This window comes from Sorangium sp. So ce124 (assembly GCF_051525235.1).
GTDB lineage: Bacteria > Myxococcota_A > Polyangia > Polyangiales > Polyangiaceae > Sorangium > Sorangium atrum.
The window spans coordinates 12,299,121-12,321,088 of sequence record NZ_CP150312.1 but is presented as its reverse complement, the minus strand read 5'-3'; the positions used below and the strand labels follow the sequence as shown (position 1 = coordinate 12,321,088).

At 68.0% G+C, this 21,968-nt stretch carries 15 protein-coding genes and 1 pseudogene; 9 read left to right on the top strand and 7 right to left on the bottom strand.

Annotation, left to right across the window (positions count from 1 at the left end):
* Position 1: 1 nt before the first annotated feature.
* From WMF19_RS46255 to dpdE, 7 genes are read right to left on the bottom strand one after another with little or no spacing between them, the layout of a single operon-like run.
* Entirely contained in the window at positions 2-568 is a 567-nt protein-coding gene (locus tag WMF19_RS46255) for a hypothetical protein (protein WP_437896183.1), read from the bottom strand.
* Between the two features lie 8 nt (positions 569-576).
* Positions 577-6,093, bottom strand: coding sequence for a DEAD/DEAH box helicase (locus WMF19_RS46250; protein ID WP_437896182.1), 5,517 nt, complete (start codon positions 6,091-6,093; stop codon positions 577-579).
* Positions 6,093-6,860, bottom strand: a complete 768-nt coding sequence (locus WMF19_RS46245; protein ID WP_437896181.1) for a hypothetical protein — start codon at positions 6,858-6,860, stop codon at positions 6,093-6,095. Before WMF19_RS46245 ends, WMF19_RS46250 begins: the two co-directional genes overlap by 1 nt.
* Complete coding sequence (dpdH, locus tag WMF19_RS46240; protein WP_437901752.1) at positions 6,853-9,771, bottom strand: protein DpdH; 2,919 nt, start codon at positions 9,769-9,771, stop codon at positions 6,853-6,855. The genes WMF19_RS46245 and dpdH overlap by 8 nt, the downstream gene beginning before the upstream one ends.
* 59 nt (positions 9,772-9,830) lie before the next feature.
* Positions 9,831-10,721, bottom strand: a complete 891-nt coding sequence (dpdG, locus tag WMF19_RS46235; RefSeq protein ID WP_437896180.1) for a protein DpdG — start codon at positions 10,719-10,721, stop codon at positions 9,831-9,833.
* Positions 10,718-13,255 (bottom strand): protein DpdF, encoded by a 2,538-nt coding sequence (gene dpdF, locus WMF19_RS46230; protein WP_437896178.1) that lies wholly within the window; start codon positions 13,253-13,255, stop codon positions 10,718-10,720. Before dpdF ends, dpdG begins: the two co-directional genes overlap by 4 nt.
* A complete protein-coding gene (gene dpdE / locus WMF19_RS46225; RefSeq protein ID WP_437896177.1) occupies positions 13,252-16,425 on the bottom strand; it encodes a protein DpdE in 3,174 nt (1,057 codons plus the stop codon). Before dpdE ends, dpdF begins: the two co-directional genes overlap by 4 nt.
* 615 nt (positions 16,426-17,040) lie before the next feature.
* On the opposite strand from dpdE, the gene WMF19_RS46220 reads away from it, so the two are divergent.
* The 9 genes and pseudogenes from WMF19_RS46220 to WMF19_RS46180 all read left to right on the top strand — a co-directional run bounded on the left by WMF19_RS46220 (position 17,041) and on the right by WMF19_RS46180 (position 21,873).
* Positions 17,041-17,265: a hypothetical protein gene (locus WMF19_RS46220; protein WP_437896176.1), complete on the top strand. Its 225-nt coding sequence runs from the start codon at positions 17,041-17,043 to the stop codon at positions 17,263-17,265.
* Positions 17,266-17,323: 58 nt separating this feature from the next.
* Positions 17,324-17,458 carry a hypothetical protein gene (locus WMF19_RS46215; RefSeq protein WP_437896175.1) on the top strand — a complete coding sequence of 45 codons (135 nt, stop codon included), beginning with the start codon at positions 17,324-17,326 and terminating at the stop codon, positions 17,456-17,458.
* Positions 17,445-17,954, top strand: a pseudogene (locus WMF19_RS46210) (recombinase family protein); the annotation flags it as partial. The gene WMF19_RS46215 and the pseudogene WMF19_RS46210, both read left to right, overlap by 14 nt.
* A 561-nt stretch (positions 17,955-18,515) precedes the next feature.
* Entirely contained in the window at positions 18,516-18,665 is a 150-nt protein-coding gene (locus WMF19_RS46205) for a hypothetical protein (protein ID WP_437896174.1), read from the top strand.
* On the top strand, positions 18,662-19,012 hold the full coding sequence (locus WMF19_RS46200) for a hypothetical protein (RefSeq protein WP_437896173.1): 351 nt from the start codon (positions 18,662-18,664) through the stop codon (positions 19,010-19,012). The genes WMF19_RS46205 and WMF19_RS46200 overlap by 4 nt, the downstream gene beginning before the upstream one ends.
* 28 nt (positions 19,013-19,040) lie before the next feature.
* Complete coding sequence (locus tag WMF19_RS46195) at positions 19,041-19,640, top strand: JAB domain-containing protein (RefSeq protein ID WP_437896172.1); 600 nt, start codon at positions 19,041-19,043, stop codon at positions 19,638-19,640.
* A 158-nt stretch (positions 19,641-19,798) separates the two neighbouring features.
* Entirely contained in the window at positions 19,799-20,086 is a 288-nt protein-coding gene (locus WMF19_RS46190; RefSeq protein WP_437896171.1) for a hypothetical protein, read from the top strand.
* On the top strand, positions 20,070-20,813 hold the full coding sequence (locus tag WMF19_RS46185) for a hypothetical protein (RefSeq protein WP_437896170.1): 744 nt from the start codon (positions 20,070-20,072) through the stop codon (positions 20,811-20,813). Before WMF19_RS46190 ends, WMF19_RS46185 begins: the two co-directional genes overlap by 17 nt.
* Positions 20,814-20,934: 121 nt before the next feature.
* On the top strand, positions 20,935-21,873 hold the full coding sequence (locus WMF19_RS46180) for a hypothetical protein (RefSeq protein ID WP_437896169.1): 939 nt from the start codon (positions 20,935-20,937) through the stop codon (positions 21,871-21,873).
* The last annotated feature ends 95 nt before the right edge of the window (positions 21,874-21,968 follow it).

The window sequence follows — 21,968 nt, the reverse complement described above, 5'->3', positions numbered from 1 at the left end:
GTCAGGGAATGGACGCCGCCTTCGGCGAGCGCTGATAGCACGCGCGCAGATTCTGCCGGTTGGGCGGGTATTCTACATGATCGTGAGCGAAGTACAGGGCGTTCTGCGTCTGGAGGAACAGGCCACTGCGAGTTATATTGGTCGAGCCCGTAAGGAGGCCAAGCGGCGTGACGACGCCCTTCGCGTGGAGATCTGGCACGAGATGGACGGTCGCGCCGAGACCGAGGAGACGACTGAGCACCTGCCTCTCTCGGGTGTGGGCGTTAGGATCCTTGTGAATTCCGCAAGGGTTGAAGCCGTAAGCGAGGACGGCGATGTCGACTGCCCAGCCCCTGACGAGAAACCGTTGCAGAATCCGGCTGAGGCCATAGCTCGCCGCGGAGCGCTCGATCTGGAGTTGACGATGCCACAACCCCGGCCGCAAGGAGAGCTCAACCTCGCTGAGCCAGGGGGAAACGACGGAGATCTCCATTGCTCCGGGAAGCATCATCTCGTTTTCCTCGGCGAGCAGGTTGATGGCGAGTAGGTCGACGAGGATCTGGGGCTCCTGCCAAGATACGTTGGGCATGGCGACTCCTAAAGGGGCATGCGAGGTCGGACGCGCGGCGTCGGCGCTGCCGAGGGGCTCCAATCGGGCCGGAAGACACGATCCCACGAGCCGGGAGTCGTTGCCGGGAACACCGTGACGTCCGACGTCCCGCTGCTACCGTTCAGCGTGACGGCGAAGCTCGAGAGGCCCGTGGGGGTCCGGCCGAGAGCGGACGCGACAGTGACGCCGAGTTCGGACCAGTCGACGGTGCGCGCTGGACCGCTGCCCGGGTACGTGAAGAGTGTCATCGGATCGGCCGACGTGCAGACGCACTCGCGATAGAGCGCGTCGAGCAGCAGCTTGCTCACCGTCTCGCGCGCCGTGAGCACGCCGTGGAGGTTCTGCTCGGGGGCGACGATGCAGGAGACGCAGCCATCGACGCAGAAGCCGACGGCGGACTCGAGCGCCTGGAAGGTCGGGTACGCAGAAGTGCCGACGAGCGGCGCAGGGCCGTGGGCGGGGTACTGGCTCACGTGCGCGAGGAACTCGGGGACCCACTGGAGCAACACCAGATCGTCGAACGAAGCGAGGCCGAGGCCGCCTCGCACGAAGTCCAAGACCCGGCCGGCGATCTGGCGCTCTCCGAGCCGCTGACCGTCGAGATCGCGCCAGCACCCGTGGGAGGTGCCCACGCCGTGGAAGGCCAGGTGTGAGGCCTGGCTGCTCGCGCACTCCTGGAGAGCGTCCTCCAGGCAGTCGACAAAATCGTTGGTGGGCAGGGGGTCCGGCGAACCCCCAAGCGCCGTCTCGCGGGCGACGAGGACGCGCTCGATCGCGGAGACGTGGAAGTTGCGCCGGAGGAGATCGCACGTGCCGTTGCCGAACTCGTCGCTGTCGAACAGCACGATCTCCGAGGGAGCCTGGTCCCGGTGCTGATAGAAGTACGACAGGTTTTCGGACTCGGCGCCGCTCAGACGCAGGGCCGCGGCATGCATGGCGAGGCCGAGAGAGTTGAGCAAGAGGCGCGCGGCCGTCCGTCGAACGAAGGTAGGGTCGAAGTTCGCGACGCGCTGGCAGGCCTCGAGGAAGTAATCGTAGCTGCCAATCAGCGTATCGGCGCGATCGTTGGTCGAGGCCGGGTTCTGCACCGAGGCGATCCACCTAGAGACACGCTGGAAGCGATTCCGATCGAGATACCGCGAGTGCCCCGGGGTGAAGCAGCCCACCAGATCATCCAGCGTGAAGCGCGGCGGTGCGGTAGGGCGGGCGTTCGCGACGCTCGGCGGGTGCCACTGCTCAAGGAGATGAAACCAGAGGATGGTCCGCAGGTTGCGGACGATGAACACGGACGGGCGAGCCTGCTCGGCCCAGGGAGGGTTATTGGGGTTGACGGGGGCGCGCGCGTTCTCCTGGAGGAAGGCGTGCAGCGTGTGTCCGAGCAGCGCCTGGTGAACAGGCGAGGCGACCTCTCGCAACACGGCGTCCAGAAAACCGTTGAGCGGGCTCCCCGTCTGGAGGTCGACCTCGAACCGCAGACCGGTCGTCGGGTAATGGTGGCCGAGCACGACGGGACCGTAGAGTTGCGGATCGGCGCTGCGATAGACGAGGCGCGCGGGTTCGACGGTCCGGGTCATGAACTGCCGGTCCAGCCCCCAGACGAACGTGGTGACCTCGAGCGCGCCGTCGAAGGAGAGTGTGCCGAACAGTTGGAGGACTGGCGGCCTCGGCGCGGGCGGGATCGGTGGGGCGCCGGTGGGGGCCCGGTAGCGCGCCTGTAAACGGTCGGGAATGGCCGATTGCTGGCTGGCCGAGGGGGTGAGCCGATACCAGCGCAGCGCGAAGCAGCGCGGTGGCGTGGGCATGGGCGGGAGCGACGGTCCAGATCCGAGACTGCGCTCGTCGTTGTCACACAATAGCCCTTCCAGATGCGGAATCGGCTCGCTCCAAGAGGGCAGGAGGTCCACCCGCCGCGGCTTGTACACGGCGACGGGCTGGTTGCGATCCGGAAAGTCGTCGGGAAGCTCGTCCGGCCGCACGGGAGGGCAGGGGGTCGGCTCGAAATAATCCGGCTCGGAGACCGCGAGGAGGACGTCCTCGAGCCCGCGCTGACGCTGATCGAGGCCGCGTGCGCCGAACTGGCTGACCGGCACCTTGGAGGGCGTGGTGTCGTACCGATAGGTAACTGTGCCCGGCACGAGGAGGCTGAGGACCACGGTCAGCGGTTCGAATTCCGCCGGGCGGTTGTTCCCCTCCTCGAACACCGGGACGTACTCGCGTCCGACCGATTCGAAGAGGTTTGGCGTCCAGAGGAACGGTTGGTTTCCAGGCACCTTCGCCGAAGGAAGACCGAGGCGGAAGAGTGGGAGGGTGAGCAGGTTGTGCAAATACGAGCGGCGCTTGGGCGCGTCGCTGGTGTGGTACGTCCGCAGAAACTCGAGGTGACGGGGCGGGGCAGGGATTGCCAGCGTGGGAGGCGGGTTGCTCCAGGCCGCGAGTTGCGCGAGCGACAGCGGCGACGGCCTGAACGGCAGCGGGGTCAGGAAGAAGTTGGGGCCGAAGTCGTGGCGGAACACGTCCAGCGCTCCTGCGGGCAGCGAGCACGGCGCCCCCGCGGGACCCCGATCGACGTATCCGGGCGCCTCGATGTCGGCCGGTTCGGCGCCGAGGAGCCTCAGGTAGGCGCGCAGGTTATCGAGGTTGACGGAGGCCCGCGGATGGGCGCCTGAGAAGAAGTCGTGGACCGCGGCGGCCTTGCGATCCCAACCAGAGAACGATTTCGGGTTCTTGTGATCGTTGATCAGCATCAGGCGATCGCCGTCGGCCGCGGGACGGTGCGAGGCGGGACCCGAGCCCGTGAGCAGCAGGAAGTCGAAGATCGCCATGAAGAGGTGATTCTTGGCGACGATGCGGTTATTCTCGTGGAGCGGGATGGGTTGGAGGTAATCGGGGTCGAGAGCGATTCGTGGGTTGCGGAAATAGAAATGGTCGCGCGCGTTCTCGGTGACGATGTGGACGACGACGCTGTCGGAGGCGAGCTCGCGGCCGACGCGGCCCACCTTCTGTTGTAGGCTCGCCGGGTCCCGCATGGCGCGGAAAGTGACGCCCTCGCGGACGCGGGAGAGATCGACTCCTACCTCAATGCGCGGCGAGCCGATCACCAGGCTGCAGTTCTCCGGATCGTCGCCGAACTCGGAGTGACGGAAGACCGATTTCGCGGGACCTCGGAACACCTCGTTGATCGACTCCATGTCCGAGTCGAGCCCGGTCTTCGAGGTGAAGGAGTGGACGCGGATCCCGTTGACCGGGCTGTGGCGCCCCGTGTTGTTCGGGCGAGCCTGGAGATAGCCGTGGAGGGGCGTGTTCCGCGCAGGGGGCTTCGGGTGGTTGTTGCCGAGGTGGTCTCTCGACCACCACCAGCAAAGGCCCGCCCGGAGGAAGCCGCACGCATCGAGGTTGCCGATGGTAGCCTGCGTGGAAGCCTGGACAATGGGGGCGAAGAACGGGGAGCTCAGGTCGTCTGGCAGGACGTTCAATCGACGCAGGTAGGACTCTTCGTTGTTCGGATCGGCGTGATTCCAGAGCCTCTCGAGCGCGTCCGTTTGCGCCTGGCGGAGCCCCGACGGGATGCGCGGGATGGTGCGCCGGACGCCGCGTTTGCAGTCGCGGCAGAGGGAGCCATAGTGCCGGATCGCCTCGCTGCGCCAGGTGGGCGGCTTCTGCGAGAAGTCGCCGTGGTGCACGACGCGCCAGAGCGGCTCTTGAAAGAGGGCGAAATAGGGGATCGACTGGATGGGGTTCGCGCTTGCCGACATCGACTGCGCCTTGGTGCGCTCGTTGTCCGCGAGGAGATCGGACCAGCGGTTCACCCCGTCGAGCGAGTCACAGAATCCCAGCGTTTTGTGGATCTCACGAGGCTCGCGCGGCTCGACCCCGCTCGACGGGAGGATCGGGTTCGGGAGCTCGTCGAGCCGTAGGGGAGCGCCCCCGCCACGCCGCTGGTAGTACTCGTGGTGTAGCCCGTCGCGCCGGTTGTGGACGAGGCACGAGGTGGCGTTGATAGCCGCTGTGAGGCTGCTCGCCTCGGGCCGCTGACGGAGGAAGAAATGGTGCACCCAACCCGTTGCCTCGGGCTCGATGACCTGAACGTGCAGAATTTGCTCGGGCGTGGAGCCGAGCACACGCGCGAGGTGCTCCCGGGGCTGGGCGATCGTGGCGCTGGCCCCGAGGATGTACGGCGGCGGGATGTCGACCGTGGCGCCGAGCAGGTCCTCGAGGGCGGCACTCGGGTCGTCCCAGCGCAGGCGCCAGAGCCGCCGCGCCAGGAGGAGGCGCTTGAGGAGCATGGCCCCGTGCGCGCCGTAGAGGCCACTGAGCAGGTGCACCTCATCGAGGACGATCAGGTCGAGCGGCCCGGTGAGGCCCGCGCTGGCCTCAGGGTGGACGATGCGATTGGCGAGCGTGTCCAGGTTCGAGATCAGGATCGACGTCGAGCCCTGGTAGACGTTGCGTATCGAATGGAACTTCTGCCCCTTGACCGGGGCCGAGCCCGCGGACTGCTCGCCGAGCCGCCCGCCAGCGTCGAGCTCGGGGGGCGCGATGGGCACGCCGAGTCTCATGGCGGTGCGCTCGACGAGACGCTCGAGCTCCTGGAACTGGTTCGTCGCCAGCACTACGCGCGGATAGATCAAGAGGATGCCAATCCCGGTCTCGTTGTGAATCGCCCTGTACGCGGCGTGGACGAGCGCTCCCAGCTGGAATGAGTACGATTTCCCGGATCCGACTCCGGCGGTGACGATATGGCCCGTGCGGGACCGGCGATACTCGCTCGAGTAGAGACCTGCAAGCGTGGCAATGAAGGACTGCTCCTGAAACTCGGCGAGCTTCGCCGGCACGGCACGCTCCATGAGAAGGTCGAGAAGCGCATCGAGCGCAGCCCGCACCGCGCGGCTCAGCGCGTCGCGGTTCACGCGGACATCGAGCGGGTGAACCTCCGAGATCCCGCCGAGGGCGGGGAGCCGAACCTCGCCCGCGCGGATCCCGTCCACTGTCCGGTTCCGGAGCGCCATGAGATCGACGACGTAGGAGGGGCGTATCTGCGGCCTACGCTCGTAGCGAAGCAGCCCGGTGCTCGGCAGCATGCGGAAGCGCTGGTGGTTCCGGGAGAGGAGCCGCCCGATTTCCGCGACACGCGAGCGATACCGCGTCTCGACGGAGGCGTCGTAGAGCGCGACGCGCTCCCAGGGGTGGCCGTCGTTGCCGCGTGCGTCATGCTGTTCGGCCGGGAGGCCGCAAGGGCCATCGCCGATGGCATCGTCGCCCTCGAGAAGGACGTCGACTAGCCTGGGCTCCGCGCCCTCGGGGGCGATCTGGAGCACCTTGCGGCGGACCCAGAGCTCCTCGAGCACGGTTCGGACCCACGATGCGTCGTTTCGATGCGGATCGTCCGCCGCGAGGGCCGCGGCAACCTCCGCAGGCGTGAAGAACGAATCGAGTCGCTGCTGCTGCAGCGCTGCCTCTTCGAGGCCGTAGAGCGCGCCGAGAATGGTCTTATGAGCGGGCGTCATCAGGTATTCGGCTTTGCAGGGGGCTTGAGGACGATGGTGAAGTACTCCAGCAATTTGCATTTGCGGAGCTGCTCGAGGAGCGACGCGTTCTCGAGGAGCTTGGCCAGCGATGCGCCGGTCATCGCCTCCTGGAAGAAGCGCATCACCTCCTCGTCGAGTCCGCGCTTCTCGAGGGCGTCGATCTCGACGCTAAGCACCCGCTGCAGCTCGCGGACCCGCTCGAGGGCCTCCTGCGTGCTCGGCAGGCGAGAGGCCTCGGTGGCGAGCTGGGCGAGCAGGGTCTGGATGCGGTTCCTCGCGGACGCGTGCCCGTTGAGGCGGGCGAGCAGCTGGACGAGCGGTGCGGCGCGGACATCCGCACTCGCCGACGACTTCCAGGCCTCGCGTAGAGCGCTCTCGAGCGCCACGATCGGCTTGCGGATGGCGGCGGGCAACCGGTCACTCGCCGCTTCAAGGTGCTCCCAGTCGCGCGCCTCGAGGGTGCGGACCTCTTCGAGGGCCGCGCCGACGTCCGGCAGTGCGAGGAGCGAACCCAGGTCGGCTCTCAACAACCTCGCTGTGCCGGCGGTCGCGGAGAGCTCCGACGCGATCTTGCGCAACTCGTCGCGCCGCACCTGCAGCTCTTCGAGGTGGCGCACCGTGGTGTGTTGATCGCGGAGCTGAGCCGCCAGATCCTGCAGGCGCCGAGCTTTCTGCCCGAGGGGTCCCTGCGGTCCCTTGGGGCTGCGCGCGGCCGGCGAGCGCCGCCGGGCGGTGGGCTCAGCCATCGGTCGACTCCGTTTCGAGGAAGGTTTGGTAATCGGTGGCGATGCTCTTCAGCGCGTCGCGGATCTCTTGTGCCAGCTGCGTCGAGTCCGCGCCGCCATGGGCGTCCTGCAGTTGCTTCTGCAACTTGCCGGTCCACTCGGTGAGCATGCGATCGGCGAGATCCAGGCACCGTTCGATCTGCGCCATCAGTGGGCGGGACATGCGGCCGAGGGCGTTGAGGCGCGTGGCCTCTTCCTTGGTGTTGAGGGCGTCGCTCACCGTGGCGAGGCACTTGTCGACGGGCTTGTCCTCAAGATGGGCGAGCGCGTCGCGCAGGGGTGCGTTCAGGAGCCCGGTCGTCTCAGCGGCTTCCCGCGCTTCGCGGAGCCAAGTGAGCGTGTTGCTCAGCGAGTCGTCGCCCGTCCAGCCCTGCACCCTGGCACGCCAGCCCTCCGCGGCAGCGAACTCCTCCGAACGAGCCTGCTCAAGGTGTTGCTGGACCGCCAGCGCGAGCTCCGCCACGTCCTTGTAGATGCCCCAGGACGCCGCGTCTTCCGGCGCCGCACCAAGCGATGGTTGTTCCCACGTGGCGGACAGGATCTCGAGCACGCCGGAAGGCTCGAGGAAGTTGCCGGCGTCACCACCCTTGGTGCAGCCGAGTGCGTGGACGACCAGCCGCTGGACCTTCGGTGCGGTCTTGTTGTAGGCACGCAGGAGTGCGCTCCACGCGCTCCCTCGCTCGGCCGTGCGGTCGACCTCCCAGTCCAGCTTGAGCGCGTGATCGAGCATCTCAGCCTCGCTGAGGGAGCGGCCGCCCTGGCCTCGCAGGAACGCGCCGATGGCGAGGATCCGCACGGCGAGCGCGATCGGATCTGCGTCCTTGGGGGGGAGGAAGCGTGATGCGAGCGCCTCGCGGACGGAGGCCGCCCATCGCTCGATGGTCGTGCGCGCGACGAGGAGATTCTGCCTGCCGCTGCTCAGCTTGCGCGTGGTGGGGTAGGCGAGGGTGCGCAGCGTGATCGCCGCCTCCGCGGAGCGCATGACCTCGAGGATGGGGGGGCCGTGGATGCGGGTGAACTGGCCTTCAAGATAGATGCTCGCCCTCCCGAAGCTGGACTTGAGTGGGGCCAGCCCTTCCGTATCCCAGTCGATCGTGGCCGAGATGGCTTCGTGGATCCTGACTCGCCAGGCATTCAGGTCCGAGTCGGCCACCTCTTCCTTGCGCAGCCAGCGATCGAAGGCGTCGAGCTGCGGCTCTACAGGCTGCGGCTCGGCCACGGGTCGATTGGTGCGCTTCACGGCGGGCAGAGCGGGCGCGGGTCCGATGTCCGGGAGTCGTAGGGCGAAGGCCGTCGCGATGCCGGAAGGCAGCTCCGGCCGATCGACCGAGGGATGCTCCGCATACATCTCGATCGCGTGGCGAACGCGCTCGCCATCAAGGCCCAGCTGCGTCCTCAGGGCGAGCTCAAGCTGCGCCGTGGTGCCGGACAGATCGAAGGCCGCGATCAACCCGCGCGGCGGGAAGTCTCCGCGAGGTAGGCTGCGCTCGGCTTCCTCTAGCGTTGCGCTCAGGACACGGCGCAGCAAGAGGCGGGGATTGAAGGCGCGCGTGCGCGCGTCCTCGCCGGCGACACGCCGGTAGAGACGGCCGAGCGCAGTTGCCGTGAAGGGATACGTACCGTACCCGCCGATTTCGCCGAACGCCCGGTGGCACGTCGGGCGGTTCGGGCATTCCTCGCAGGCGCTGGGCGGAGTCGTCACCGCCCCGGCCTCGTTCCACACGTCGAGCTCGGACTCGTCGAGGCGGGCTGCGTTCAGGTAGCGGGCCGCGAACTCGGCTAGCACCGCTTGCTCACGGCTGGGGTCGTCCGCGCCGAGAGGCACGTCGAAGCGCAGCGTCCGCAGGACGCGCCCCTTGATGTTCTCGCGCATCCGCAGGTGATCTTCGTTGGTGACGCCGATGATGCTCCGCAACGTGCAGAGTTCGGTCCCCGTATCGTGCGTCCGCACCTGGAGGGCCTCAAGCAGCTCGCCATCGATCCCCTCGGTGATGGACAGATCCTCGATGAGGAGGACGAGCTCCTTGCGCTGCTGCCGGAGCTGCTGCCGGATCTCCTCCAGGGAGCGCTTGAGGTCGCCGCTGCGAAACCGGAGCAGCGCCGCGAGCGCGGGCCCGTGGGCGCGATCCAGGAGGGCGCAGGCGATGCGTCGCATCTCGTCGTCCGTACGCATTCCATCCGCCAGCTCTCGAGCCTCCTCGCCGGCGCGCACGGTGATGGCGGCCCGGAACTCCAGATCGGAGGGCTGCCATCGCAGCTGGTCGACGTCCCCCGTCTCGCGGCGGCCGAGCACGTGGCGCGCGAGCCAGTGGGTGATGCCTCCCTTCCGCGAGCACAGCTCATTGCGCACCGCTTGATCGCGGAGGAGCGCGGGCAGGAGGGAGCGGACGTAGCGGGTGATCTCGTCCTCGTCCGCCGGCGCCGCCGCGTGCTCGACGGCGATGGCGATCTCGTCGAGCACGCGCTGGCGCGCCTCCGCCTCCGAGAGGCCGTGATGGCGTTCGACCTCCTCGCGGAGGCGCCGCGTTGTCTCGCCGCCGAAGTCCTTGAGAATGCGGCGGAGGACGTCCGCGAGGTTGGCGCTGGATCGAGGAATGGGGACGATGTGTCGCTCCACCTTGTCCTTCGCCGAGCGATGGAGGGTCTCCTGGTGCAGCCAGCGGATGAAGTGCGACTTTCCGGTCCCGGAGTCGCCGACCGCCACGTCGAAGACGTGGGAGTGCTTGGCGTCGAGGAAGTCCTCAAGGAACTCCCGCTCAGAGACAGGGACGGACGTTCCGGCCGTCGCCCCCTCCCAGCGGAGCAGGCTCGGATGGTGGGTGGCCCTGAAGACGGAGATCGGAACGTCGAGCGCAACCGGGTTGAGCACCATCTCTCGACGCGCGCCGTTCCAGCAAACGCTGTTCGGGAAGGGAGCAGGGAAGGATCGTGTCATGACTCGGCTCGGGGTGGCCTGGAGACGAACGCGATCTTCTCGCCGTCGTCGAGGAGCAGGAACGTGCGCTGATCGTCGGGGCAATGGTAGTGCAGCTTCGCGTGCTCGCGCAGCTCGCGGAGCGCAAGGCTTACCCCGGGTGACATGCGATCTTCGTGCTCGAGGCTCCCACCCCGGGCCTTCGCGATCTGGGCGCGGGCCTCGCGGTGGATGGCGCCGCCGTCGAGCGTGGGGAACAGCTCGCCGAGCTTGTCCCGGAAGGCGTCAGCGGTGATCTCCCGCCCCGGCGGTAGCAGATCGTCGAGGAACCAATTGATGAGGGTCGACGGATCACAGACGATCCCGCTCGCCTTCGTGCTCGAGAGTTGCCAGGTGAGCCCAAGGAACTGCGACCAGTAGAAGACGTTCTGCCAGCGCTGGTCGTTGTTGAGGCCCATGTTGTCGATGTGGAAACCGTCGCCGCTGAAGCGCCGCTTCCACGCCGTCTCGTCCTCGGGCGTGTCGTCGCTGGGGATCATCATCAGCCAGGCGAGCACGAGCGCGAAGTTCCGCGACGCGTCTTCAATGAGGTCATGCAGGACGCGCCGGGCGATCCAGCGCGCCAGGTACTCCCGCGACGGATCGCTCGTATCGATGAGCTTGCTGAGCCTCATGGACGGCTCCCCTCGAGCGTTCTCGAACTCATCAACGAGGCCGAGTTCGCTGGCAGCGCCAATGACCCTGTTGGCCATGTCCGCGGTGCCACTTTCGCCTTTTCGAAGCGAGGGCGGCTGGAGGAGCGCGACCACGTCCTCGCGCGTGCGCTCGCTTCGCTTCCCGGAAGCGAGCAGGCGGGCGAGCCCCAGGATACGGCTCGGAACGGCTTCGAAGCTGGTATAGAGCTTCATTCGAGGAACCAATCCTCCCAGAGGGTTAGCGGCCAGCGCGCCACGCCGGTGACGATGTCGCGGCTCAGCCGATCCGGACGATCCGGTTCGTGCGCGTCCTCCTGCAGGACGATGACGCTGCCCGGAGACAGATCCTTGAGCAACAGCTCGATGTGCTTCCAGTCCTCCGCCGTGTTCCCGAGGACGAACGCGGCAGCCGGGAACCCTCTGCGGATGCCCGTTGGTCGCTGCTCGTGGAAGAACAGTGGCGGCTGCCCCAGAGCGCCGAAGGAGTCGCGCCATTCCGCACGCGTCGCCGTGTCCAGCACCAGGTCGTGGAGGCCCTCGCCCACCAGCCATTCCGCCAGCGCACGGAGCCTGTCGAGATCGTCGGAGTCCGCGGCGCGGACGAGCACCAGGGCAAGGCGCTCCCCGGAGAGCAGTCCCTGCAACTTCCTGCCGAGCCGCGGACGGACGGCCCGGCTCTCCGGTGGCGTGTGTCGAGGGAAGAGCCTGCCGATCGACATGCCTTCGCCGCGGCGGCGGCAGCGGGGGCACGAACCGCAGGCGCGAACGACGACGATCCTCGGCGAGTCCGCCTCGTAGGCTTGTTGGAGCACGTGCGCGAGGCATCGATCCCCGCGCACGGCGTCGTTCATGAGCTCCCACTCGCGGTCGTAGGCGGCGAGCATCTCGCGGCGGCGCGGTTCGATGTCGGTCGCCCAGAGAACCTCGTCGAGGTGTCCGGGCTTGAGCACCTGGACGTGTGCCATGGTCCGCACCCGGCCGTTGCTACGCCGCATCGACTCACCCTGGAGTTCGACGGCGCCGGCGCGTTGCATGAGCAGGAGCGTGCGGTGGTTCCAACGCTCGTTGGCCTCGTTGATCATGTCGATGTCGCCGGGCCGGGCCGACGGGCTCACGTCGGTGGGAACCGCGAAGACGCCGCCCCCGCGGGGTTCCTTCGCGTGCGAGCCGAACATCGAACGCCACCGCTCGAGGCCTCGCTCCACGCCGATCAGGGTCGGGCGCGCGAGGCTACTGGCGACGTCTTCGTCCTCTCCGGTCCAGACCATGAGCGCGAGGTTGGCGTGGCCGTCGCGACCGCCCCGGCCGACGTCCTGGTAGTAGCGATCGAGGCTTTCCGGAAAGCACGCGTGCAGCACGGCGCGCACGTCGGCCTTGTCGACGCCGAGGCCAAAGGCGGAGGTCGCGACCATCAGATCGATCCGATCGTCGTTCCATCGCTCGAGGGCCTTACGGCGCTCATCTTCCGTGCTGGAGCCGTGCACCAGGCCGATCCGCGCGTACCCGAGGGCGAGCAGGCGAGCGTGCCAGTCGATCGCGTCCTTCCTTCGAGTCGTGTAGAGGATCGCCGGGCGCGGGAGATGGGCGAGGGCCTCCTGGATCCGGGTGATCTGCTCGTGGCGGTGCTCTGCCCTGGTCCAGTAATACCGGGGCTCCGGCCGGAGCCGCACGGCATGGACGACGTGGAGCCCCCGTGGCCCCCCGAAGAGCTCGTCCAGGGCGCGCAGCGCGTACGCCGTCAGGGTCGCCGACAGCAAGACGGTCACGAAGGGCTTCCTGCACGCGGCGAGCAACTCGCGCCTCACCCCCGCCAGTTGCTGGAACGCAGGCCGGAACTCGTCACCCCAGGTCGCGATCATGTGGGCCTCATCGACGACGAGGTAGCGGAGGTGACCGGCCGCCGCTGCGGTACGGAGCGGCTCCTTGACGGACCCGACCAGCGCTTCGGGGGAGAGCAAGAGCGGCCCCTGGACCCCGGCCTCGACCCTCTCGCGCATGGCGGCAGCCTCCGTCGTGTCGGGGCGGTACGCGCAGGCGTGGGAGAGCAGCCCTTTTTCGTGGATGCGCCTCTGCAGGTCGAGGGCCAGGCTGACCGTAGGGACGACGATCGGTGTGACGCCGAAGTGATCGACATCGTCCGGCAACGTCAGGAACGAGGGCAACAGACTGCAGGCGCTCTTTCCGCTGCCCGTCGGCAGGAGGACGATGACGGTCTCGCCCGGCTGCGCGGAAAGCACGGTGCGCACGGCCTCGCGTTGTGCCTCCGACTGGTAGCGATCGTAGCCGATGCGCAGGAGCACCGGATCTGCCTCGGCGGTCGGATCGTGGCGCACCAGGCGGCTGTCGTGGAGCGGCGCTTCGATCCCGCCCAGGGACTGCGCGCCCGCTCCCTCGACCCAGCGCGGCGTCCAGGGCAGCGCGCGGAGGTGCACGCGGCCTGCGTGTCGATGGGACTCCTGTAGCCCGTGACGAGCGAGCACGTCGGGCGTCAGGAGGCGCATCCACGTTTCCGGTACCCAGAGGCCGGGGCGCTGCGTCCGCTGGCCGGCATTGCGGATCACGGCGCGGAGGAGCACCGCGAGATCGGCGGCGCCCGCGCCCAGCGCCGGCGCGGCGATTCCCTCGCGGAGGACCCTTGCGAGGCGCGCATGGTACGGGTCGGTCTGAGACAAGCCGTCGACGTCGAGATCGACGGGTCGGGTCAGATCCGACCACCCTGCCTCAAGGAGATCCGTCGCATCGCTCATGGCTCGATCTGGATCCAACCGGCGTCGGCCGCGAGCACGTAAATCCCGATCGCATCGACGTGAAATGCCGGCCGAGCCAGGAACTCGTCGACACGATCGTGGACGGACCGGTGCATTGCGCGCTCGGCCGCGATGTCCCCGAGCATCCCCTGGCGCTCGCGGAGACGCAGGTGCACCTCGAGCTTCCCGAAATACTCGTCCGCCTCGGAGCGCGCCTGCGACAAGGCTTGCACGAAGGAAGCGTCCTTACGTGCCAGATCGAGCGCCGTCTCCGCCATGCGATGGCAGTAGGTGGGCCACTCGATCGAAGGCACCAGGGCGTGCAAGGCGGAGGAGCGTTCACCTCCCAAGTTCGTGTCGCGGGGCGTTTGATAGGAGGGCGTGCACTGCTCTATCTGCTCGTTCGTCGCGGCGGTGCCGTCCGCTTGCAGGAAATGCTCACTGCGCCACGTCGCGAACCAGTTCATCGCGAGGCGCTGGACCGAGGCCGCGGCAATCGCGTCGCGCGCCGCCTCACCCATCAGGCTCGTATCGAGTGTCGCCCTGACACATACGCGCGCCACCAGATGGGGCGCGCGCCAACCGGGCACCTTCCGCCACAGCGCGAACGCCCGGCCCCGATCATCCCAGTCGGCCAGAGCGCGCAGGCCGTCGAGCAGCGGGTGCCCGGGGCGCAGCAACTCGACGTCCATCTCCTGCGTCGCCCGCTTCCTGCCGAACGTAAACAGGCGCCTGGGGGACGGCAAGAAGGTACGGATCCGCTCGGCAGGGAGGAGTATGTCGTGCTCGCGGCCGCGATGAAGCTCGAATTTCGAGGCGGTGCCCGGTTGACGCTCGCCGACATACCAACGCTTCAAGGCGACTGATTTGTCGACGTAGCCGGCGAAGGCCCGCTCCAGTGCGTCCTCGGCCGCGTCGACGTCCTCGAGGGCCTTCCACCAGGAGCTGCTGCGGACGGCTCCCGCGTAGGTGCCGTCGAGCACGTCCTGCTCTTCTGCTGTTTCGCGTTCGCTCTTGAGCTGCTCGCGGAGTTGGGGGATGTACTCGTAGAGTGCGCTCGGTCCGCGCTCGAACACGCGCCTCGCCATCTCGGCGAGCTGGTTCTCGAGGAAGAAGGGCACGTCGGCGATCGAGTCGCTGAATAGCCCGAGGCCGTGGACGACGGCCTGGTACCAGGCGCGATCGAAGGCCAAACGCCTGTCGTCGGCGTCGTCGACGGAGAGGATCGCGATGGCTTGCAAGGGGCGGACTCGGTTCAGCCGATCGAGCCGGCCGGCGCGTTGCTCGAGGCGCATGGGCTCGAATGGCAGATCGAACATGACCAGGCCGTCCGCGGCTTGGAGGTTGAGGCCCGCCTCGGCGCTCTCGTCGACCACGAGGATCGCTTGCGCCCGCGCCTCGACGAATCCGTCGATCAGTTCCTGCGAGTTCCGGACGACCGTCCTGTCGAGACACTGCACGTCGACGTCCGAGAGTCTCTCGCGGAGGTGGTGCGCCACCGCTTGCGCCCGGTCCGCGCCGCTGCAGAACACGACCCACCTCGGCGCGCGGTCGAGCTGGCTCCCCAACACCTCCGAGAGCGCTTCGAGTCGGGCCGAGCGGGGGATCTCCTCCGCACGGCGCGCGATCGCGTCGAGCGTATCCGCAGCGAACGTGAACTCGGGGTCGCACCGAGCCGTCTCGAGCAGCCGATTCAGCATGGGCGACGGGTCGGCGACGGCGCTTGCAATCGCCAGGTAGCGCTGCTGCAGACGCCGCGCACGCTCGTCCGGGAGCGACACCGCCCTCGCCGCGGCGGCCATCCGGAGCTCCTCGACCCAGTCCCACAGGTCCGCCCAGGCGCGCTCCGCGTCGAGGTACGCGCTCACGAACTCCGGCTCTTCCACCTTGCGGCGGCGCTGGGCCTCGCCGTCCTGCACCAGGACGCTGCGCCGGGTGCGCAGCATCCGCCGGTGGAGCCGCCAGGTCTCCGCGACGTGAACCCGCACACGCGCGGCGAGTGCAGCCCACGCCGCCGCAGCCTCGGGGCCCTTTCCGGTCGGCGCCGTGGCGAGTTCGGCCTGCAGCACCTCGTCGTCAGCTAGTTGCTGGCCGAGCTGGCCGAGCTGTCGCTGGATGATGAACGGGCTGCTCGCGCGGGAGAGCGCGAGCAGGGACCGTCCGATGGGAGCCCGCCTCTCGAGGCGGCGCTTGAACCCGGCAAGGTCGTCGAGTCGGTACTGATCGGGATCGAGCAGGTGGAGCAGCGCGAGGAGTTCCGCGTCGCGGTGGAGCACGGGCGTCGCCGAGAGTAAGAGGAGGTGCCGGGTCCGCCTGCAGAGTGCGCTTAGCTGCTCGAAGTGACGCCGCTTCGCCGCCTCGTCGGCCCCCGCCGAAATCAGCTGCTGGGCCTCGTCGATCACCACGACGTCGTGGCTCTCGCCGGCAAAACGGCGCATCTCCTCATGGGCCACGACACGTACGCCGTGCAGACGGAACCGGCGGTCGAGCTCCGCCCTCCACTGCGCCGTAAGCACGGACGGCGTCAGGACCACGACGCGCGCATCGGGCATGTCCCTCAAGAGTTGGCGCAGGATGGCGCCCGCTTCGATCGTCTTGCCCAGCCCGACCTCATCGGCCAGCAGGTAACGCACTCGATGGTCTTGCAGGGTGCGCCGCACTGCGTCCGCCTGATGCGGGAAGAGCTCCACCGCCGACGTATCGAGTGCCTGCAAGCCACGGCTCGCGGCGGCGTGGATATCGTACGCCGTCACCCACGCCAAGCGGCGCTCAAAGAAGAACGGCGTCTCGTGCGCCAACGCCGCCAGCGTAGCGACGGGATCGGTCGAGCCGAGCAAGCTTCGCGCTCGAAATTCGGTCTCCGCGAGGGCGACAACCCCCTTGGTGTTGGGAAAGGCCACATAATAGACGCGGGGCTCGTTTGGGGCGCTGTTGCGGCAATTCACGACACGCCCGACGCGGTAGCCGCTCTCCAATGCGACGAAGCAGCGTGTCTGTTCTTCCAACTGGACACGGCGTATCGACTTCGCTACCACGGGTTCGTAGCTTGTAGGCCCACGATAAAAGTGGACGATAACGGCCCCCGCACTGTCCAGTGAGGAGGCTACCTCGCCAGCCCCGAGGTCTTCGCGTCCTACGATTTGCACCTTCCAGCCAACTGGTACAGGCATTTGTGACAGTATCCCAGGCTTCAGAAGGTCTGACAAGTAAGTCCTCGCTCTGGCCCGTCCCCCGAGCGCCCGCAGTTCGCGTAAATCGCGCGTGTGCGTGCGGCCCGCACATCGTTCCCGCACGAGGGCGCGTCCGCCTGTGGACGGGGGCACGTCACGTCGGTCATCAGCAGGCGCCGTACCGCCGCCTCGCGCGCAGATCCGTGCTGGCACGGCGGCTAAACGACCCGTCAGAACTGCGACGTCTTCTTTCTCAGCCGTGCCGGCAGGCGCGGCGGCGAGCGCCGCATCGACGCTCCCTTCGGTGTGCTCCTCGAAGTCGTTCTGGTGAAGCGTCCCGCCGCGAGCATCGCCTTGACCTCGTGTGGCAGCGGCACGGTCTCGCGCCGCAGCCCCCGCGTGTCGCGACGCGCAGGTAGAAGCGCGGCTCCAGGCCATTGAGCTTCGCGCTCTCCACCAGGCTGTAGAACGTCGCCGCGACCTCGGTACCGCGCAGCGAGTGTGAGCCGTAGTGATTCTTCCTGCCGACGGCAATTCCCAGGTCATTCTGCCCATGTCGCGTTTCGCGCGGAGGTCCACTATCCGTGGCACCCCGCGCGAGGCAGTGAGGTCCCCGTGCTGTACCGCGAGAAACGTGGCGGAGAAGAAGCCTTCGTCTGCGTGTTCGCCGACGACGCCGGGGTCGTAATCCCGGCGTGGATCTTCGACCGAGCCGCCTGCTCGGAAATGACCCTCGGCGTGCGCCGGGTCTCGATCGCAGCCCTGCGCGAGGCGCGCCGCTTGGTGGACGAGATCCAGTCGCCGACGCCGATCGCGTCTTCTGGCAGAGTGGCGCCGTAGGACTCCCATGGCCCATCGACGCCACCGGGCCGACCCGCCACAGGATCCATCATCCCAGTTGTCGATCGCGTTCGCGCCGAGACGCGCGCTCGACCAACGGCAACGGGCCGACGCCGTCGCGCTGCTGAGCCAACTTCTCCTTCAGGTGGTGAGCGCGCAACGCCACGACGAAGTGCACGATGACCGCTCGTGAATTGCCTAAGGAGGTGCTCTCGCGCGCAGCCGTTGTGTACGTGCGCCAGCCCACTGAAATCCAACTGCAAGAGAATCTCGAGAGCCAACGGCGGCAGTACGAACTGGTGGAACTTGCCCGTCAGTACGGCTTTCGCGAGATAGCAGTGATCGACGAGGACCTCGGCCGCTCCGCCAGTGGCACGGTGGATCGACCGGGCTTCCGGAATCTCGTGGGGCGCATCTGTGAGGGCTCCGTGGAGGCCATGTTCTGCCTGGAGGCATCTCGACTTGCGCGCAACGGGCGCGACTGGCATCACCTGCTCGAACTGTGCGGCCTCGTCGGCACGTACGTGATCGACAGCGACGGCGTTCACGACCCTGGTCTGCCGAATGATCGGCTCCTGCTCGGCCTCAAGGGGACGATGAGCGAGTTCGAACTGACGTTGATCCGCAAGCGGCTGATCGACGCGGCCGTGGCCAAGGCGCGCCGGGGCGAGCTTCGGATCGCTGCTCCACGCCGCGCTTCCCGTACTTGTCGGCGTCGTCCTGGATGACGTTCACCAGGGCGCCCAGTCGATGCCGAACCTTCGCGTCGTTGATTCCTGCGGACGCGAGGGCCTGGCAGATCCTGTCGCACTCCTTGCGGAGCGCCGAGGTCATGTTCTGGAGCGCGCGTTCCGCGCGGCTCGGCTTCGGTTCGAGATCATCCTTTCGCATCGGTCGGCTCCTTGCCGGGGGAGTTTCCTCAGACCCAGTGCGTCTGGGTCGCGTTCCCCGTGGCCCTCGTGCACGGTCAGCCGCGTGATCGTCGGGCGCAAATGATTGGAATTACAGGGGATAATACTGGGGAAGGAGGTCTCCGCTCGAGAGATTCACGTCCATGAAGAACCACAAGCTCCTCGTGAAAGTGCTGCGCATCACCGCGGCGGTCCTCGCGATGGCCGCGCAGGTGGTCCTCGCCAGCGTGGGCTAGCCGCCCACGCTGCCCCTGTCCACCGCGACATGTCGTCCGGATCACCATTTCATATTCCGTCCAGATCGAAACGAGCCCTCATTGGCGCTCAGGAGAGATCCCCATGTCCCAGAACGACGAGAACGCTACGGCCGCTGTCTCCTCCTACGTCCTCCGTGTGTTCGCGAACGAGTCGGTGAAGAAGGGCGCCGCCGCCGCCGTCGCCGGCCTCCTGGTCGCGGCCGTCTCGGAGGCGATCTGGCCATCGCGGTGAGCGAGCTGATCGGCGAGGCCCTGCTGGAGCTGCTCCGGCACGGTCTGCCCCGGCGCGTGCCAAAGGCCGCGGAGATGCTCGACTGGCTCCGGGAGGCGGCAACCCCGCCTCCAGGTGTCGAGCTCTTCAGCGCCGACGGCGCGGCGTTCACCGGCATCGTGATCGTCGACCGGAACCTGCCGATCTTCATGCTCGCCGCACGACAGGGCCCGGCGCCGCGGATCCACATGGGCCCGTCGGTGCCACCCAGCGCGCCGCGCTACGGTTCGCCCTGTGGCCAGCGGTCCCTGTTCGACGAGGACGACGAGCCCTACTGGCGCGACGGCCATGCCGGCTGGCCGCGGTGAGGCTGGCCTCGGGGCTCAGCGCCCAGGCGTGCAGCTCGGGGGCGCCCTGGCCGCGCCCGAGGACGAGCTGCTCCGCACCGTGCTGCGCCGCCGGCGCATCGCGGACCGGCTCGCCCGCGCCGCAGGCGGTTGGAGAGACCTGAGCGAGCACGAGCTGGAGCAGCTCGGGCTCACGAGCGTCCAGCGCAGCGCCGTGCTGGCGTTGCAGCAGCTCGTCCGTAGCGGCTACCCCTCCCTGCCGAAGCACAAGTTCTCCTGCTCGGCGGACATTGCCCGCATCTACGCCGACCGGCTGGGCGGGCTCGTTCACGAGGTGATGCTCGGCATCGCGCTCAACGGTCGCAACGAGTTCATGGCCGAGCTCGAAGTGGCACGGGGCGGAAGGCACGGCGCCGCGCTCACCGTCGCCGATGTGCTGCGGCCGGTCATCCGTGCCGGCGCCAGCGCGTTCGTACTCGTGCACAACCACCCGTCCGGGGATCCGATGCCCAGCCCGGAGGACATCGCGCTCACGACGGCGATGAAGAGGGCTGCTGACCTCGTGAGCATTCCTCTGGTCGACCACGTCATCATTGGAGGTCGCGGCGGAGGATTCAGCTCCATGCTCGACCTCTGTATCATCCAGTAAGAAGACTGCCGACAGATCGCATCGACTCCATTGTCGCGCTGCGCTGGTCCACAGCAGCGCTGACAATCTCTCTTACAACCCCCTGATCCACAGGCCGCCCGTTGGCACGAGCTCTCGTGCTCCGGGCGCCCTTCCGTTTTCGAAGAAAGGAACGTCTCATGCGCGTCAACGGTCGTACGCTCCGCCCCTCGACCCTGGCCGAGCGCCGTCTGCTCTTGTCGCTCGGCACTGCCTCCCTGCGCGTGCCGCGCAGCATGAATCCGTTCGCCGTTGCCCGGCGGCTGCGGCGCGCCGCGCTGGGCAACAGTCCCGATCACGAGTTCGCCCGCGACCTGGTGAAGGCGAAGAAGCGGCCCGACCAATTGCCGGTCCCCTCGCCGGATCTGGATCTGCCGGAGCCGACGAATCCCGACGAGGTCGTGATCGTCCATGGCCGGGCGGCGTAGCGGCCTGGCAGGTCTCGAGCGCGTTCTTCGCGCGCTCGAGCCCGGGTCGCACAACATCGACGATTACGTCGCCGAGCACGACGAGGAGCTCGCGGTGCTGCTCGGCGTTGATGCCAGCGAGCTCCGGGCACTGGCCGGCCAGCCCGACGACGAAGCCGCTCCACGTGTTCGCGCGCTCCTCCAGCATCGAGCTGAAGCCCGCACGCTGCGTCATCAGGCTGCCCGTCGCGACGCCGTCCTGGCGGCAGCCCAGCGGCTTGCCATGACGGCAGTCTGGCGGGACAGCGCGGTGCTGCTGGACATGAGCGTCCTCCTCGGCGATCTGCTTGCGGATGTGACGGTCCCGCACATCAGCTTGGTGAGCCGCCTCTTCGCGGTACATCTTCCCCGCAAGAAGCTGGTCGAGGTGGCAGAGGTTCTTCCGAGGCAGTTCGCTGATCTGGTGAGCTGGGTGGACCGGACCGGACTCCACTTTCGATGGCGCCAGGGGCGTGGCGGGCTGAGCCTCTACTCGCAGGTGGTGCCAGCCAGCGAGTCCACCCACGTCGTCAACGTCAGCATCCCGGCGCCTGCCATTAAAAAGCACCGGCCGGCTCCGGCGTCAGCTTGCCCGGGACGTCGCATCCAAGACGCCCCACGCCCGAATCCCGCGAATGCAGCGCCAGCTGCCCCTCGCAGCGCGGGATGGCTCGCCGAAGCTCTCACCGAAGCTGCGTTCTCGGCCTAGCAGTCACCGCGGTCCATCGTCCTTTGGGTGGGCCGCTGCTCTGGGCAGCGTGCGAATCGACCCGCACAGCGCCCGCTTCTTCTCCGCACAACAACGCTATCCACAACAAGGAATCCACACCATGAACAGCGCACCGGCGACGCTCGAGCGCACCCAGCGGCGGCTCGCTGCCGCGGGAGGTCGCCACATCGGCGATCTCATCTCCTGGAACACCGACCGCATCGATGTGACGCGCGAGGCAGCTCGCCGCGTCTTTGCGACCGAGGGGCTCGGACACCTCATCCCGGACATGGAGCCGGCCACCGCGCTCTCGCGCGCCGCGGCCGAGGTGAAGCGCCCGGCCGGCATCCTCGTCCGGCCCTTCGCCCGCCCCAAGGGCGACACGAGCGCCGCGGTGGGCATCTACGTGCAGAAGACCCGCGAGGGCGAGGCCGGCGACGAGTACCTCTGCGGCGCTCGCAGCCGTGTCGACCGGCACACGGGCACCATCGTGGGCCTGCCGCCCGATGGCGCGCCCTCGATCGCCGAGGCCCTCGCACACGCCGAGGCCATGGCCGCCCACGGAAACCACCTCGTCGCGCACGCGGAGACGCGGGACATCTCCTTCGCCATGGTCGCAACGGCCAAGGCGCTCTCCGGCGTGCCGCTGCGGGACCGAGGCGGGTTCTACCTGCTGCCGCCGTCCACCTGCGGTGCATGGCTCCGGCTCCGGCCGGGGCTCGAGCAGCTCGGCGTGAAGCCGATCCGGATCGAGATGCATGACGCGCCCGACAACGTCGCGGTCGCCAGGGCGGCAGCACAGGGCGCGCTGGAGGCGGACGTCGCGGAGCTCATCGCCGACCTCGACAAGGCGGCGTCCGAGGGAATGCGTCAGAACGCGCTCACGCGGCGGGTCGAGCTCTGCAAGGAGCTCACGGCCAAGGCCGAACTCTACCGCGGCGTCCTCGCTGGTGTCGCCGACCGGCTCACCGCACGGGTTAAAGAGCTCCAGCACAGCTTCCAGCTTCAGCTCGATGGCGGAGATGACGTGTCGTTCACCATCCCCGTGGTCAACGACTGAGAAGGGCGGGATTGCCGAAGGGGAGACGCCTCACCGTGGGTGACACCGCGGCGAGGCACCGGCGCAGCATGCCCGCTGCGCAGACACATGAGGTG